This window comes from Caulobacter sp. ErkDOM-E, assembly GCF_048541895.1.
Lineage (GTDB): Bacteria > Pseudomonadota > Alphaproteobacteria > Caulobacterales > Caulobacteraceae > Caulobacter.
In genome coordinates this window covers 1,250,497-1,265,148 of sequence record NZ_CP183331.1, presented here as the reverse complement: position 1 = coordinate 1,265,148, position 14,652 = coordinate 1,250,497, and the positions used below count along the sequence as shown (strand labels likewise).

Sequence of the window (14,652 nt, the reverse complement as noted above, 5' to 3'; positions counted from 1 at the left end):
AGTCGTCCCAGATGTAGAGTTGGGCGCGGATCGCCTAGCCAGCTCTGTCCTGCTCTGCCCTGGGTGATTAGGGGCACGGTGCGGGTCGGGCAGGGAACCTTCTTCGCCCAGGCCAACGCGACCGCACAGGTCAGCCGCATCGCCGGCGCGAAGCCAAGCCAAGCCAGAGGCCTGTGCCTCACCACCTAATTCACTGGCGGTTTCACGGGAGCCGCTCTGGCCGGCCGGGCTTCAGAATGTTACGGAAGGACAGCCTGCCTGTATCTGATCGGCGCCGCACCGGCGGGATGCTTGATCCTGGGATCGGGTTTCTCAAAGCTTGGAGACCAAACCCGATGATCGAAACCGTCGATGTAGTCGTGATCGGCGCGGGCCAAGCGGGACCCTCGCTTGCCGTGCGCTTTGCGCAGGCCGGCCGCCGGGTCGTGCTGATCGAAAGGGAGCGGCTGGGCGGGACCTGCGTCAACAATGGCTGTATTCCGACCAAGACCTTGGTCGCCAGCGCCCGCGCCGCCCACGTCGCCCGGCGCGCCGCCGACTTCGGCGTATTGACCGGTCCTGTCAGCGTGGACCTTGCGGTGGTCAAGGCGCGTAAGGACACGGTGGTTCAGCAATCGCGCGACAACCTGGCCACCTGGATCGGCGCCACCGCCAACCTTGAGCTTGTCTTGGGCGAAGCGCGATTTGTCGGCCCGCGCAGGGTGGCTGTCGGCGATAGGATCTTTGAGGCTCCCCTGGTGGTGATCAACTCCGGCGGGCGACCGGTACGGCCCGATTGGTCCAAGGTCAGCCCCGAGCGCCTTTTGACGAATATCGAGATGATGGAGCTTGATCGATTGCCCCGGCGTCTCATCGTGGTCGGTGGCAGCTATATCGGGCTGGAATTCGCCCAGATGTATCGCCGCTTCGGCGCCGAGGTCACCGTACTGGAATTCGCCGACCGCATAATCGCCCGCGAGGACGCGGATGTGAGTGCTGCGGTCAAGGCGATGCTTGAGGCCGAAGGCGTCGAAATCCACGTCGGCTGCCGGGACATTGAGGGCGCTGACGCCGGGGACGGCGTTCGCGTCTCATTCAAACAGGACGGCCAGGTGAGGAGCGTCGACGGCGCCTTGGCGCTGGCGGCAGTCGGGCGGCGGCCAAACGTGGAAGCACTGGATCTCGCCATGGCCGGCGTCGCACTCGATCAGCGCGGCTTCATCCAGGTGGACGATACGCTGATGACCAGCGCCGAGGGCGTGTACGCCCTTGGCGACGTCAACGGCCGCGGCGCCTTCACCCATACGAGCTACAATGACTACGAGATTCTCGCAGCCAACCTGATCGATGGACAGGCTTGGCGGCTGAGCGACCGCGTAACTGGCTACGCTCTGTTCACCGACCCGCCACTGGCGCGTGTTGGGATGAGCGATCAGGAAGCGAGAACGTCAGGCCGCCGGATTCTGCGTGCAGAACTGCCCATGGCGCGGATTGGTCGGGCCCGGGAGCGCGGCGAGACCACGGGCTTTCTGCGTGTTCTCGTCGACGCGGAGAACGAGCGGGTCCTCGGCGCCACCCTCTTCGGCATTGAGGCCGATGAGATCATCCACCTGTTTATCCAGGCGATGACGGCAAACCTGAGCTACAAAACACTGATGCGCGCTGTGCCTGTCCATCCCACCGTCAGTGAACTGATACCGACCCTACTTGGTGGGCTCAAGCCTCTGGTGGCGGCGGCATGAGCGAAGCCAGCCCTACGCCGCCGTAGCCAAAGTGTTCAATCAGGTGCGCATATGGACGCGCCACTGAACACCCGCTTATGGCTGCCTGCCGAGGCGGTGCGCGCAGGCCGTCCGCAAACAGCTGCCCGTTCGAAGCTGCCGACATCCAGTATCCGGTGCTGACCGCCCCGGCGAGGGACTATGCGCCCGCCTTGAACCTGGCCTTCTGGGTCCACGCCATCACGTCACCAACACCAACACCAACACCAACACCAACACCAACACCAACACCAACACCAAGCTGGTGGCGCTGAAAACGAGTCAGCAGCATTACGGCGTACGAAATAGATCGTTACTTTAGATCGCCATTCTTGATCCCAACATAGCGGCGTAACTGTAGCTTGCCGTGAGGGTTAACCGTTCCATGAACTGATGTTTGTGGCCCTTCACCATCCCCCGGTGAACGAGCCGACGTCCATCCGGACCTTTCCGACGTGGGACGCTAAACACGCGAGTAAACCGCCAACATTCGTCCCGCCCGAGCGTGCGCGCCGGCGGAGGAGCCACGCAATGACCGACACTTATCTTGTCGCCGGGGTTCGGACCCCGTTCGTAAAGGCCGGCACCGCCTATGCTGGGGAAACACCGCTGACTTTGTCTGCGACGGTCCTGCAGGCGATCGCCGGCCAACATCGCCCCGACCTGATCGTCTGGGGCCAGGTGATCCCGAGCTTGTCGCTGTCAAACATCGCGCGCGAGGCAGCGCTCGACGCGGGCCTTGACCCGACGATCCCCGCCTATTCGACCCAGCTTGCCTGTTCCACGAGCATGATGGGGGCGATCCAGGCATCCGGTCTGGTCGGACGCGGCGGTATAGAGCTCGCCCTTGTTGGCGGTGTCGAACAGATGAGCCGATCGCCGATCGCGCTCGAAGAGCGCGTCTCAGCCCGCCTCGCAGCGCTCGCTGCGAGCGATCCGGCGGGCGCGATGCAGGCCTTTGCCGAGCTACGCCCTACCGACTTTGCCCTACCGAAAAAGGGTTGGGCCAACCGGATATCGGGTCGGTCGATGGGCGATCACATGGAGGAAACCGCCAAGCTCCTCTCGATTACGCGGCAGGATCAGGACAAGGTCGCGCTTGCCAGCCACCACAATGCCGAGAAGGCCCGTAGGGCCGGCTTCTTTGACGATCTGCTGGTGCCGTTCGCCGGTGTTACCGAAGATGGCCTGATCCGCGCGGACACCACGGCGGAAAAGCTCGCGTCCCTCCGGCCGGTGTTCGATCCGTTGGGCGGTAGTTTGAGCGCCGGCAACAGCTCGCCGCTGACCGATGGTGCTGCCGGCATGTGGGTCGCCTCCGCCAAGGGCCTGGCGGCGCTTGGCAAGGACGCCATGGCCGTCAGGCTTGTCGATTTCGAACTCGGCGCGCTCGATTTCCGCACCGACGGCATGCTGATGGCGCCGGCCTATGCCATCCCCCGGTTGCTGGCCCGTAACGGCCTGCGTTTCGAAGACATCGCGATCTGGGAGGTCCACGAGGCTTTTGCCGCACAATTGCTGGCCAACATCCAGGTGGCAGCCGACCCTGGGGCGAGGGCCAAACATGCGCCGGACATCGGCGACCTAGGACCGTTTCCCTGGGACCGGCTCAATCCGGTCGGCGGCAGCCTCGCGCTCGGGCATCCGTTCGCTGCAACCGGAGCGCGGATCATCAGCCAAACCGCCAAGCAGCTTGCGGGCCGCCCGGCAGGAACCAAGGCTGTGATCTCGATCTGCGCCGATGGCGGCCAGGGCACGGTCATTCTGGTGGAAGCGATCTGATCGCACATGTGCTTTGACGGCCAGGTCAAACCAAATGCCCTTGGTCAAGGATTTTAGCGTTCCTAGGCTGGCGGTCCAAATGTCAATCTGATCTTCCCCAGAGATGGAACGCAGAGCGGCTTAACCCCGTCCACTTTCTCGTGGGAATATCAATCGCCCGGTTTCGACCGCCTGGCTCAATGCGTCGTTGGTTGGTGTCTTCCGCGAGCCGCGTTTCGCCCTCTCCGCCAAAAAGACCCGGGACGGCCCGCATGCCGAGTGCCTCACCGAACAGAGGAACCTAAAAGATGAGTACGAGGCGGATTGGCGAACTCCGGGGGCTCGGCTCAGTTTCGGCGCGGTGGCTGGAAAGCGTCGGGATTATCCGCGAAGATGACCTGCGTGCAATCGGCGCCGTGGAAGCCTTCGCTCGTGTCAGGCTTGCCGCTGCGCCTGACGTAAGCTTGAATCTACTCTATGCACTCGAGGGAGCATTGAGAGATGTGGATTGGCGCGTCTTGCCGTCCGAGGTGAAGCAGTCTTTGCGGACTGAGTTGTCTGGCTAATTCCGCCCAAGGAAGTTGACGGCGTATTCACCACCGTTCCCGCCCGATCCTATCCAGTTCAAAGGGGGCCAGTCCGATGTCAACTAAAGCGAACGATTATCTGTGAGACCTCTCTGACACTGAAGGTAGCGCTTTATGAACAGTAGCTCTGTTCATAAAGCGCACATTTCAGGCCACCTGTGGTGTCCAGGCCAAAGGCTTCATTGGCGCGTCAATCTCGGTGTGGGCCAGAGCATTCGTGAAGTTCGAAATCAGTTTTGCCGAAAGGCAGACAAGAACATCAAGCGCCTGTGATTTATTATAGCCTGCGCGCAGAAACGCCTCCAGCGCCGGGTCGCCGACATGGCCGCGCATTTCAAGTAATTGGCGAGCAAAGGTGCGTAGCGCTTCTAACTTTGCATCGTTGATCGGCTTACCTTCACGAAGCGCAGTAATAACGTCCTGAGGCGCATTTATCATCTTCATGATCATTGAGTGGCCCGCCATGCAATAATGGCAGCTATTGTGATAATTCGACGCCATTAATACGACTTGTACTTCTATCGGTGTTAGGTTGGTTTTTTCAGTCGCAAGTTTATATGTGACAGAATAGGCTTCATGAGCTGCTGGAGATTCTGCCAATATTTTGTGAAGGTTAGGCACAAATCCAAACATAGATTCAGCACTGTCGATAAAGGGGACGGACTGAACCGGAGCCGTCATCTTGTTGTGATAGGTGAACATTCTTAGTCCTTTTCAAGTTGGCGGAAGTTATGCGGGAACCACGTAGGTGGTGATCGTCATGTCTGCTGCGCGCGTACGGAGTGGAACGAGCGCCTGATAGGCGGCGGATGCGTGCCAGGCCCCGATTGCGTCGATATCCGGGAATTCGATGATACCGACCGTCTGATGCGTTAGCTGGCCCACGAGGGCGCTATCGGCTTTACCGCGCAATACCGCTTTGCCTCCGAACGGCGTGAGCGTGGCGCCGACGCTTTGGACGTAGGCCTGATATGCTTCCTGGTCCTTGACAGTGGTTGTGACGACAAAGAACGCGGTCATTTGGGTTTCCTTTTGGGTCTGGCAGTGCGAGCCGTGAATGGCCTTCCCTCTTCTCGACAAGGGCCGGTAGATCAATTATGTTCACGACTGTATAAAATGCAACGCTAATATTGTCCATAGGTGTACAAAATAGCATGTCCAAGCCCGGCAGGCCTGCGCAGTTCGATCGCGATGCCGCTTTAGACGCGGCGCTGATGGCATTTTGGCGGGATGGCTATCAGGCCACCTCGGTCAAAGCCCTGTCCGAACGACTGGGGATTACGCGTTCAAGTTTTTACAACGCGTTCGAAAGCCAGGAGGCGGTGTTCCTCGAAGCCCTTGATCGTTACCTGGAGCGCTCACCCGACAGGGCGTTTGCGTACGTGACGCAGGAAGGCAGTATCTGCGGGCTGATTGCGGAAACGTTCAAAAGCATTTGCCAAAGCCTGGCTCTGGATAGCGATGCGAGAGGTTGCCTGGCGGTTAACAGTGTGGGCGCGCTCTGTGGGGTCGATGCCGCTTTAGGCCCCAAGGTCGCCGCACACATGATCGCGCGCCTGGAACGCCTTGAGACACTATTGAAGCTGGCCGTCGCGAGAGGCGAACTCCGTGACGATACCGACGTTGCAGCAACGGCCCTTGCACTGAAAACATTTCTGGTCGGCTTGAACGTCATGGCCAAGGTGGTGCCTGACCGTGACGCCCTGTGGCCCGCAGCACGCACGATGCTATCGGCCGCTGGCATACTGCATGAAGGCGAGGATAGCCGACAGGCTGAGTGAAGGCCCGGATCCTGCCTCACCGACAAGCGCCACTGAGGCCGTTTGCAGCTCCAAGAGGGTCAGCCCTAAACGCAGCTGGAGTCGATTAACCCGACATACGAAATGTCGGCGGATGACGAAATCGACGCGCGCCTGTAACCGTTCGCGCCTACCCAGCGAACTCACAGTCAGGAACAAGGGTGCGGGAGACAGAACAGAAGCTGAAGGCGCTGATGCTCATGGGTCTGGACGGCGACGCCGTTGCCCAGGGCCGCCTGCTTTCCGACCTGTCGGCGCACTTGAAACTTTTCTTCGCGCGCCGACTTGGCTGCGACGATGCAGACGTTGAGGACTTGGTGCAGGATTGTTTGATCGCGGTGCATGTTCGGCGGGAGACATTTGACCGCGCCGGATTGTTCACGCCCTGGGCTCACGCCATCGCCCGCTACAAGCTGATCGACCACTACCGACGCAAGCGCGTCCGATCCTGGTCGCCGCTCGACCACGCCGACGAACTGTTCGCCCCGGACTGGACCGACGACGCCATGCATGCGCGGGACATAACGCGGCTGCTTGACAGCCTACCCATCAACCAGAGTGACGCGATCCGAAAAACCCGAATCGAGGGTCTGAGCACGGAGGAAGCAGCGGCAGCCACGGGCCTGTCTCCGTCGCTAGTCAAGGTCAGCGTTCATCGAGGCCTCAAAGCCCTCATGGCCCGTGTCGGAACGGGAGGCGATGATGCGGACCGATGACCTGATCGCCCGTCTGGCGGCCGAAACCACCGTCGTCAAACCCTACGCCGTCGAGCGAAAGGTCACCCTGCATCTCATGATCGGTGGAGCGGCGGCCTTTGCCCTGCTTGTTACCCTGCTTGGGGTTCGGCCAGACATGGGTGCGGCCGTTGGGACCGTCTCGTTCTGGATGAAGTTCGGGTTCACCGCCGCCGTCGCGGCCCTAGGCGTCGCGGCGACATGTCGCCTGGCCCGCCCTGGCGCGATCCTTCTGCCCGCCTTCTGGATCGTGGCCGCAATGCCTTTCACGGCGGTCGCCGCCATGGCTGCCCTAGAGATCGTGGCCGCCGCTCCGGCGGACCGGGTCACCGTCTGGCTGGGCAGTTCATGGAAGACCTGCCCCATATGGATCCCGCTGATATCGGCGCCGGTCCTGCTGGCCGTCACCCTTTGCATGCGCAGATTTGCGCCCACGCGTCCGGTTCTGACCGGAATGGCGCTCGGCATGGCGGCTGGCGGTGTCGGCGCGACGGTCTACGGACTGCACTGCCAGGAGAACGCGGCGGCCTTTCTCGCCACCTGGTATTTGCTGGGCATGGCCATCGTCGGCGCGATCGGCGCGGCCATCGGCCCTCGCGCCTTGCGCTGGTGAAGGCATGGCGACAGCCTACCCTGAGGAAACTTGAGTTCGGACCTCGCCAGCCTTGAGCGGATCCTTGGGCGTCACCTCGGGGCGCTCCGCCCCGCCCAAGGATCCCAGCGTACCTTTCCCGGACCGTTGATCGCGGCCCATGTCGTGCGCCGGAAGCGCCGTGGGACCTAGGCGCAGGGCTAGCTTCAACCGGGACGCAGGGCCGGCCGAGCGCTGCGTGTAGGTCGCCTCACCCGCCACCGATGTCCCAGGCCGAATATTCGCTTTCCTGACGGACCAACTGTAACCGTAGACCAAGCTCCCGCGAACTACCGTTGTGACCGCAATCTGGTTGGCGTCGCCGCGCCACGACCGTGAAGGAGTAACAGTTGAACCGTCCAAGACCTGGCCACCACGCCACGCTGGCGCCATCTGGCCTGACCCGCAGGGCGGTCGCGACGATGGCAGGCACAATGCTCATCTCCTCGACGACAGCGCACGCGGCCACCCGGCTGTCGCGCTTCGTCGACGCCACGGCGGGCGCCCAGACTCTCGACCACGGAGCCTTTGACGCCTTGCTAGCGCGTCGGACCTCGCTTCAGGCCGGTGTTGTCCGCGTCGACTACCGCAGCTGGAAGGCCTCCCCAGCTGACCGCGCGGCGCTCAAGGCCTATATCGCGCGCCTTGCCGGGACCGATCCGGCCCAACTGACCCGCGCCGAGCAATTCGCCTTTTGGGCCAATCTCTACAACGCGGTCACCATCGACACAGTGCTGGCGGCGTATCCTGTCAGGTCTATCCGCGACATTCGTCCGACCGTGCTGTCGATCGGTCCGTGGAAGGGCAGGGCCGTCACGGTCAGCGACATCGCCCTGTCGCTGGACGAAATTGAGAACGGCATCCTGCGGACCGGCTGGCGCGATCCACGCGTGCACTACGCCATCAACTGCGCGTCGTTCAGCTGCCCCAACCTTCCGCGCGTCGCATGGCGCGGACAAGACCTGTCCGCCCGGCTCGACGCAGCCGCCCGCGACTACGTCAACCATCCCCGAGGGGTCCGCTTTGAAGGCGACAGGCTTGTCGTGTCGTCGATCTACCGGTGGTTCGCTGGCGACTTCGGCGGTGGCGACAGGCACATTCTGCACCACCTCTCAACCTTCGCTGCACCGGCCCTGAAGGCTCGTCTCCAGAAGACCGACGGCATTGGCGGTGATGCCTACGATTGGATGCTAAACGAAGGAAAGGCGCCGTGAACGCAGTGGCGCTCGAGCGGCGACCATCGGACGGACGCGCGGGTCGATCCGCCGAGCTTCAAAAACGGATCGCGAAACTCTTCGGGAGGCAAGCGGAGCGTATCGGGCATGACGAAAAACCTGTCCGGGTCCGGCCGCGTCAGCAAAAGCGGCATGATTTCGTTGCTCCAATGCTGTCCACCTGGGCTGACGCACTGCCCTAGAGCCTGGCGCGGTATGCGCTCAACCGCCATAGCCGTTACCCGAAACCCCGCGATCAGTCTCCGGCGCGCGCAACCGGCGCCGGGCGAACGCCACCATCATCGCTCTCGCTGGCGCCAAAAAGGATCATCCTGATGCTCAAACGCTTGATGCCCCTACTGCTTTTGCTGTTGGCGGTTGTCGCCGTGTTCGCCAGCGGCGCGACCCGATACCTCAGTCTTGAATCCCTGCAGACCCACGAGGCCCTCCTTCGGGGTTTCGTCGCCGACAACCTGGCTCTGAGCATTCTGGTCTTTATCGGCGTGTACGCGGCCGCTACCGCCGTCAGCATCCCAGGCGCACTCATCCTCACTCTCGCAGGGGGCTTCCTGTTTGGAACCTGGCTGGGCGGCGCGGCGACGGTCATCGGAGCCACCATCGGCGCGATCCTCGTTTTCGCCATTGTGCGGACGTCTCTGGGCGCGGTGCTGCGGGAGCGGGCCGAGGCCTCTGGCGGGAAGCTCAAGGCCGTCATGGATGGCGTTCGGGACGGCGCGTTCGGCTATATCCTGACTCTGAGACTGATCCCGCTGGCGCCCTTCTGGTTGGTCAATGTCGCCTCGGCTCTCGCCAACGCCCCTCTTCGTGCTTACGCGTTGGCGACCTTGATCGGCATCATGCCAGGGACCTTCATATATTCCAGCGTCGGGGCGGGTATTGGCCAGGTCCTGGCGCGCGGCGGCGAACCGAACCTCAAGATCATTTTCGAACCCTATGTCATCGGTCCGCTGGTGGCCTTGGGTCTGCTGTCGCTAGGGACAACACTGTTCCAGAGACTCCGTGGTCGCGAAGGGAGCATCTCGTGAAACTGGAGCGAATTTCCGCTGATCTGGCCATCATCGGCGCCGGCTCTGGCGGGCTGTCTGTTGCCGCCGGCGCTGCCCAACTGGGGCTGAAGGTTGTGCTCTTTGAGAAGGGGGAGATGGGCGGCGACTGTCTCAACTACGGCTGCGTGCCGTCCAAAGCTTTGATCGCCGCCGCCGACGCCGCTCATGCGGCGGCTCACAGCGGGCCCATGGGCGTCAGCGCCACGGGGGTCAGCGTTGACTTCGCGGCGGTCATGGCTCGGGTGCATCGCGTGATCGCCGAGATTGCTCCAATCGACAGTCAGGAACGCTTCGAAAGCCTGGGCGTGCGGGTCGTACGCGAAGCCGCCCGCTTCCGCGATCGCCGGGTCATTGAGAGCGACAGCGTCCGCGTAACCGCCCGAAAGGTCGTCATCGCCACAGGCTCACGCGCGGCCATCCCACCCATTCCTGGCCTCGACGGGATCCCTTATCTGACCAACGAGAGCATCTTCGAGCTCAAGGCCCGGCCGGACCATCTGATTGTTCTGGGCGGCGGACCGATCGGCGTCGAGCTTGGTCAGGCGTTCCGCCGGCTGGGGGCGGAAGTCACCCTGATTGAGGCCGAGGCCATCCTCGGCCGTGATGACCCCGCCGCCGCCGCCGTGGTGATTGAGCAGCTGGGGGCTGACGGACTGACCCTGTTGCCCGGCCATAGGGCCGTGCGGGTGGAGGCTGGACCGACCGTGATTGTCTCCGGTCCTGATGGAGAGCGGCGTATCGAAGGATCCCACCTCCTTGTCGCACTTGGCCGCAAAGCCAGTCTCGATAGCCTCAATCTCGAGGCGGCCGGCGTGGTGTTCGATCGCGCCGGCGTGAAGACAGATCGGTCGCTGCGGACCAGCAACCGTCGCGTTTTCGCGATCGGGGACGCCGCCGGGCGCGGACAGTTCACCCACTTGGCCGGAGCCCACGCCGGACTTTTCGTGCGCAAGGCGCTGTTCGCTGCGCCGATCAACGCCGACGCGTTGGTGGTGCCGCGAGTGACCTATAGCAATCCCGAACTGGCTGCCGTCGGATTGACCGAAGCCCAGGCGCGGGAGGCCCATGGTGATGATGTCCGGGTACTGGTTCAGCCCTTCGCCGACAATGACCGCGCCCAGGCGGAGGGCGACATCCGCGGCTTTGCCAAACTGATCGCCAGCCGCCGGGGGAAGGTCCTCGGTGTGACCCTGGTCGGCGCCCATGCCGGTGATCACCTGCCGCTATGGGTTCTGACCATGACCGCTGGGCTTAAGCTGAGCCAGCTGACCGGTATGATCGCGCCCTATCCAACGCGCGGCGAGATCAACAAACGTCTAGCGGGGCAGTGGTTCACCGGCGCTTTGTTCTCGCCTGCGACGCGTCGGCTGGTGTCGGTGCTCAAGCGGTTCGGCTAGGACATAAAGAGTCGCAGACTGATGAACGAGAACCGTTGCGGCGCTTGCCGGGGAATGTGCAGCGGCGTGGAAAAAGAACCCCCTTAGCGGGGTTATCGGCGCCTAAAAGGGCCCCCTCATTCCGATGGTTTAGGCACCGCGGCTTGGTTTAACCTGGCGGTCGAGATCGGGATGTTGGTCGTGGAGACAGTGGTGCGGGTTCGCCGTGAGTATGCGGCGGGGAAACCGATCAAGGCGATCTGTCGGGATCTGAGGCTGTTGAAGAAGTCTCGCGCCGGGCGAGGAAGTTGGCTTCGTCGCCGCCGTGGAAGCAGATTTGGCCCTTGAGGGAGCCGTCGGATTGGAGTTCAGCCCATCCGTCGCCCTGGGCCTCATCCATTTCGTCGTTTCTGTCCCAGTCGAACTGCACGGCGTCGTGGTCGCCGGCGGCGGCGAAGTAGCCGGTGCCACAGCCGAAGGCGAACTCGCCATGGGTGGCTTCGAAGAGGATGTAGGCGGGCTCCATCATGTCCCGATAGTCGTCGGGGTAGTCGGGCATCTCGACGATGCGCCACCGGCCCAGAACGCTCATGCAGGGGCCGCCAGGAGCTTGGGCAGACGGGTCAGGTTGTGAGCCGCCAGCGCCAGGGTGAATGCGGCACCGACCCTGGTCCGGCCTCGCAGCTTGATCTTCGCCAGACCGGCGGTGCCCTTGATCCAGTCGAACACCTCCTCGATGCGCTTTCGGCAGCGCTGACTGATGGCATAGCCAGGATGGCGCCGGGTACGCAATTTTCTGGATCGGCCGCAAGGGATGATCGCGCCGAACCCGAGCATCCAGATCTACATATGAGAACAGCGACCCCGTCCGCTCGTTCGACCCGCGCATCCACCCCTCCAGAGCTCCCGCTAAAAAGATGAATCATGCCGAGTCCCGCGCCGCTACGGACTTCTTCAACAGCCTGTTAGGGGGGAAGGTCCAAGCGATCGGCCGACGAGAGCGGCGACGTGGGCGATATGGGGGTGAGCGACCATGGAAAGTGCAACCTAGCAGTAAGCGGCGGCGACGTTGTCCCCTGACACTTCGGTCCCGGCCGAAACAACATCACGCGGTCTTAGCGTAGATGACGACTTTCAGACCGGGAGAACCAGATGGTGAAGGCGTTGGTGATATTGGCGGCAGGCGCGGCGATGGCTGCAGGAATCACACCGCCGCCGGTTCAAGCGGAGGAGGTCAGTCGCCTCGCGGGGCGCGTAGGCGAGCCCGTCCTGCTCGTGCGGCATGAGCCCGGGCCGGGGCCGAGCGTTCTCTTCGTGCATGGGGCGACGTTTCCATCCGCGCTCTCAATCTCTTACAGAATCAACGGTCAGTCATGGATGGATGACCTGCGCTCGCGCGGGTTTGACGTCTGGGCTTTCGACTTCGCCGGATATGGAGGGTCAGATTCGCCACCCACCATGGCGGCGGATGGCCCTGGCGTGGAAGTCCCCGGCCGCGCCCCGGACGCCGCACGTCAAATTGAGCGGGTCGTCCTCCACTTGCTTACTGGCTCAAGGCGCGACCGCGTGTCGATTGTCGCGCATTCTTGGGGCACGATCCCGGCCGGCCTGTTCGCGGGGCGACGGCCCGAACTCGTCGAACGCCTCGTCTTGTTCGGTCCTGTTTCCCACCGCAGGGGCGACGCGGGGGAGGCGCTAATCAGCGGCTCATATCTCGTGACTGCTGAAGAGCAGCGGCAGAGCTTTGCCGCAGGCCTACCAGACGGTCAGCCCCCCCTCATCGATCCCGCTGCCTTTTCGCTTTGGGTCGACGCCTATCTGGCCACTGACCCGCAAAGTCGCGACCGCACGCCTGCGTCTGTGCGCGTGCCTAGTGGCTGGCAAGCCGATTTCCGCGACGCATGGTCGGGCCGGCTTCCTTACGACCCGGCCAATGTGCGCGCGCCGACGCTCATCGTGCGCGGCGAGTGGGACGAGATCGCAAAAGACGAAGATGCAGCGTGGCTCGTCGCGGCGCTGACGGGCGTTCTTGGCGGCGCGAGCGACGTCAAGCTTCCGCGAGGTGGGCACCGAATGCACCTGGAACAGAACCGGGAAGCCCTCTTCGGCGCTGTCGGAGCTTTTCTGACCGGACCGGTGATTGGGACCGGGAACGAGCGATGATCGCGGTAATCTTTGAAGTGCGTCCGGTGTTGGGGGCGTGAGGATGACTACCTCGCGCTTGCGACAGCCTTGCGCTCCGAACTCGAGGCGATTGACGGTTTCATTTCGATCGAACGGTTCGCCAGCTTCACTGAGGCCGATAAGATTTTGTCGCTGTCGTTTTGGCGTGGCGAAAGCGTGGTCAGAGCATGCTTCTGAAGGCGGTGGAGGCGCTTATGCGGGGCGACCCAAGGCCTCTGGAGGCCTTCTTAGGCGCGGGCTAAGCGGCCTGGCCCCTCGCGCGCGGAAGACTGGCCTGGGGGTGTCCCCTGCCTTCCTCCCTTGGATCGTAAAGGCCGGGCGATCCCCCTCCCCCGGTCATCCGCTTGCTACCCCCGCCTCGGCGGCGGGCAGGGATTGATGCGCAAGGCATCTAGCCCTGCCCGAAGATCGACCGTGACCGATAAGACCCTCTTCGCCAGCGATGCTGTCCTCCCCACGAAGGCCGCCCAGCACGATCCGGATCTTGCCTTCCGCAGGGAAATGCCGGCGCATCGCCCGCCGAATATCCTTCACCACCCGCTCTCCGGGCGTCGCCTTTGCGGCCGAGGGTTTTGGTCTCGTCGCAGTGACGAAGGAACGAAGATGAGACCAAAACCCTCCTCTAAACGGAACCCTCAATCTGTCTCATTGGTGCTGAGGGCGGAAAATCATGTGTTTTACGGCCCTCCTAGAATCTGGGAGACACCTCTGACAAACCGGACTCGGCAGAACACGCACCGTACTCGTCAATCGATGCGGCTTTCGTGTTTGATGCCGAAATTAGTATCGAGCGCGCGTGTACCTGACTGCGTTATCGTGACCGTTCGGGAACCGTTTGTCGGGCGCATCCATCCCTGCTCGAAACAGGCGGTCAAAAGGGCGGCACCGATCGTGCCAGCGATGTGCGGACGACGCTCGCTCCAATCGAGACAGGGACGGCAGAATAGCCGTCGCCGGGTAACCCGGGTCAGCGCTACATCCACATCGACCCTGATCGAGCGGAGGAATGCAACACCCTCGTCTGTCAGTTCGCCACCTTCAGCCAGGTGTTCGATATGACCACGCTCGCTCATGCGATCGGCAATTTTTACCGCGATTTCGCCGGCGAGGTGATCATAACAGGAGCGTGCCCGCCGCATCGCGACGTCGCGAGGTCCTGTTCGAACTGCGCGGTTTGGGCGGTTTCCCGGCTCCGCCGCTACCGTCATGATCCCCTCGATCATCGTGGCTACGATCGAAGATGCAAGCCGGTGATACCGGTGCCGCCCCTGCCGCTCGACGGTCAGCAGCCCGGCGTCCGTCAATCGCCCGAGATGGCTGCTGGCGGTTTGGGGTGTGACCCCTGCAACGTTCGCCAACTCGGTCGCGGTCAGTGCACGACCATCCATGAGGGCGACCAGCATAGCGGTGCGTGTGGGGTCACCGACCAGCGCTGCAATTTCGGCAATCCCGGTTGTGGTCAGCATCAATCGTCCAGGCAAAACAGGTGAATTCACAGACGGCATCGCATGAAAGGCCTCCCCCATGCTTCGACAGCGGCCGAAGCATCGCCCCGATCAC

At 62.8% G+C, this 14,652-nt stretch carries 16 protein-coding genes and 1 pseudogene; 11 read left to right on the top strand and 6 right to left on the bottom strand.

Annotated elements, in window-relative coordinates:
- The first annotated feature begins 335 nt into the window (after positions 1-335).
- Entirely contained in the window at positions 336-1,721 is a 1,386-nt protein-coding gene (locus ACN2C7_RS06215; protein WP_419320525.1) for an FAD-containing oxidoreductase, read from the top strand.
- Positions 1,722-1,899: 178 nt separating this feature from the next.
- Here the strand turns inward: ACN2C7_RS06215 and ACN2C7_RS06210 are convergent, their stop codons facing one another.
- A complete protein-coding gene (locus ACN2C7_RS06210; protein WP_419320524.1) occupies positions 1,900-2,031 on the bottom strand; it encodes a hypothetical protein in 132 nt (43 codons plus the stop codon).
- A 239-nt stretch (positions 2,032-2,270) separates the two neighbouring features.
- Between ACN2C7_RS06210 and ACN2C7_RS06205 the strand changes: the two genes are divergently transcribed.
- Together ACN2C7_RS06205 and ACN2C7_RS06200 are read left to right on the top strand one after the other, a co-directional pair.
- A complete protein-coding gene (locus ACN2C7_RS06205; protein WP_419320523.1) occupies positions 2,271-3,521 on the top strand; it encodes a thiolase family protein in 1,251 nt (416 codons plus the stop codon).
- A gap of 287 nt (positions 3,522-3,808) precedes the next feature.
- Positions 3,809-4,066 carry a TfoX/Sxy family protein gene (locus ACN2C7_RS06200; protein WP_419320522.1) on the top strand — a complete coding sequence of 86 codons (258 nt, stop codon included), beginning with the start codon at positions 3,809-3,811 and terminating at the stop codon, positions 4,064-4,066.
- 168 nt (positions 4,067-4,234) lie between these two features.
- Here the strand turns inward: ACN2C7_RS06200 and ACN2C7_RS06195 are convergent, their stop codons facing one another.
- A complete protein-coding gene (locus tag ACN2C7_RS06195; RefSeq protein WP_419320521.1) occupies positions 4,235-4,789 on the bottom strand; it encodes a carboxymuconolactone decarboxylase family protein in 555 nt (184 codons plus the stop codon).
- A gap of 27 nt (positions 4,790-4,816) precedes the next feature.
- Positions 4,817-5,107 (bottom strand): DUF1330 domain-containing protein, encoded by a 291-nt coding sequence (locus ACN2C7_RS06190; protein WP_419256026.1) that lies wholly within the window; start codon positions 5,105-5,107, stop codon positions 4,817-4,819.
- 134 nt (positions 5,108-5,241) lie between these two features.
- On the opposite strand from ACN2C7_RS06190, the gene ACN2C7_RS06185 reads away from it, so the two are divergent.
- The 6 genes from ACN2C7_RS06185 (at position 5,242) to ACN2C7_RS06160 (ending at position 10,929) form a co-directional block, all read left to right on the top strand.
- Complete coding sequence (locus ACN2C7_RS06185) at positions 5,242-5,868, top strand: TetR/AcrR family transcriptional regulator (protein WP_419320519.1); 627 nt, start codon at positions 5,242-5,244, stop codon at positions 5,866-5,868.
- Between the two features lie 179 nt (positions 5,869-6,047).
- Entirely contained in the window at positions 6,048-6,602 is a 555-nt protein-coding gene (locus tag ACN2C7_RS06180) for a sigma-70 family RNA polymerase sigma factor (protein WP_419320518.1), read from the top strand.
- Entirely contained in the window at positions 6,589-7,233 is a 645-nt protein-coding gene (locus tag ACN2C7_RS06175; protein ID WP_419320517.1) for an NrsF family protein, read from the top strand. The genes ACN2C7_RS06180 and ACN2C7_RS06175 overlap by 14 nt, the downstream gene beginning before the upstream one ends.
- A gap of 452 nt (positions 7,234-7,685) precedes the next feature.
- On the top strand, positions 7,686-8,465 hold the full coding sequence (locus ACN2C7_RS06170; protein WP_419320516.1) for a DUF547 domain-containing protein: 780 nt from the start codon (positions 7,686-7,688) through the stop codon (positions 8,463-8,465).
- Between the two features lie 335 nt (positions 8,466-8,800).
- The gene (locus ACN2C7_RS06165) at positions 8,801-9,511 is read left to right on the top strand and encodes a TVP38/TMEM64 family protein (RefSeq protein WP_419320515.1); all 711 of its coding nucleotides are present in this window, start codon (positions 8,801-8,803) and stop codon (positions 9,509-9,511) included.
- Positions 9,508-10,929, top strand: coding sequence for a dihydrolipoyl dehydrogenase family protein (locus ACN2C7_RS06160; RefSeq protein ID WP_419320513.1), 1,422 nt, complete (start codon positions 9,508-9,510; stop codon positions 10,927-10,929). Before ACN2C7_RS06165 ends, ACN2C7_RS06160 begins: the two co-directional genes overlap by 4 nt.
- A gap of 229 nt (positions 10,930-11,158) precedes the next feature.
- Here the strand turns inward: ACN2C7_RS06160 and ACN2C7_RS06155 are convergent, their stop codons facing one another.
- Both ACN2C7_RS06155 and ACN2C7_RS06150 read right to left on the bottom strand, forming a co-directional pair.
- Complete coding sequence (locus ACN2C7_RS06155; RefSeq protein WP_419321531.1) at positions 11,159-11,500, bottom strand: hypothetical protein; 342 nt, start codon at positions 11,498-11,500, stop codon at positions 11,159-11,161.
- A pseudogene (locus ACN2C7_RS06150) lies at positions 11,497-11,697 on the bottom strand (transposase); the annotation flags it as partial. The pseudogene ACN2C7_RS06150 and the gene ACN2C7_RS06155, both read right to left, overlap by 4 nt.
- A 363-nt stretch (positions 11,698-12,060) precedes the next feature.
- On the opposite strand from ACN2C7_RS06150, the gene ACN2C7_RS06145 reads away from it, so the two are divergent.
- Together ACN2C7_RS06145 and ACN2C7_RS06140 are read left to right on the top strand one after the other, a co-directional pair.
- Entirely contained in the window at positions 12,061-13,071 is a 1,011-nt protein-coding gene (locus tag ACN2C7_RS06145; RefSeq protein ID WP_419320512.1) for an alpha/beta fold hydrolase, read from the top strand.
- 12 nt (positions 13,072-13,083) lie between these two features.
- The gene (locus ACN2C7_RS06140; RefSeq protein ID WP_419320510.1) at positions 13,084-13,269 is read left to right on the top strand and encodes an antibiotic biosynthesis monooxygenase family protein; all 186 of its coding nucleotides are present in this window, start codon (positions 13,084-13,086) and stop codon (positions 13,267-13,269) included.
- Between the two features lie 569 nt (positions 13,270-13,838).
- Here ACN2C7_RS06140 and ACN2C7_RS06135 read toward each other — a convergent pair.
- Complete coding sequence (locus ACN2C7_RS06135; protein ID WP_419320508.1) at positions 13,839-14,558, bottom strand: ArsR/SmtB family transcription factor; 720 nt, start codon at positions 14,556-14,558, stop codon at positions 13,839-13,841.
- Positions 14,559-14,652: the final 94 nt, after the last annotated feature.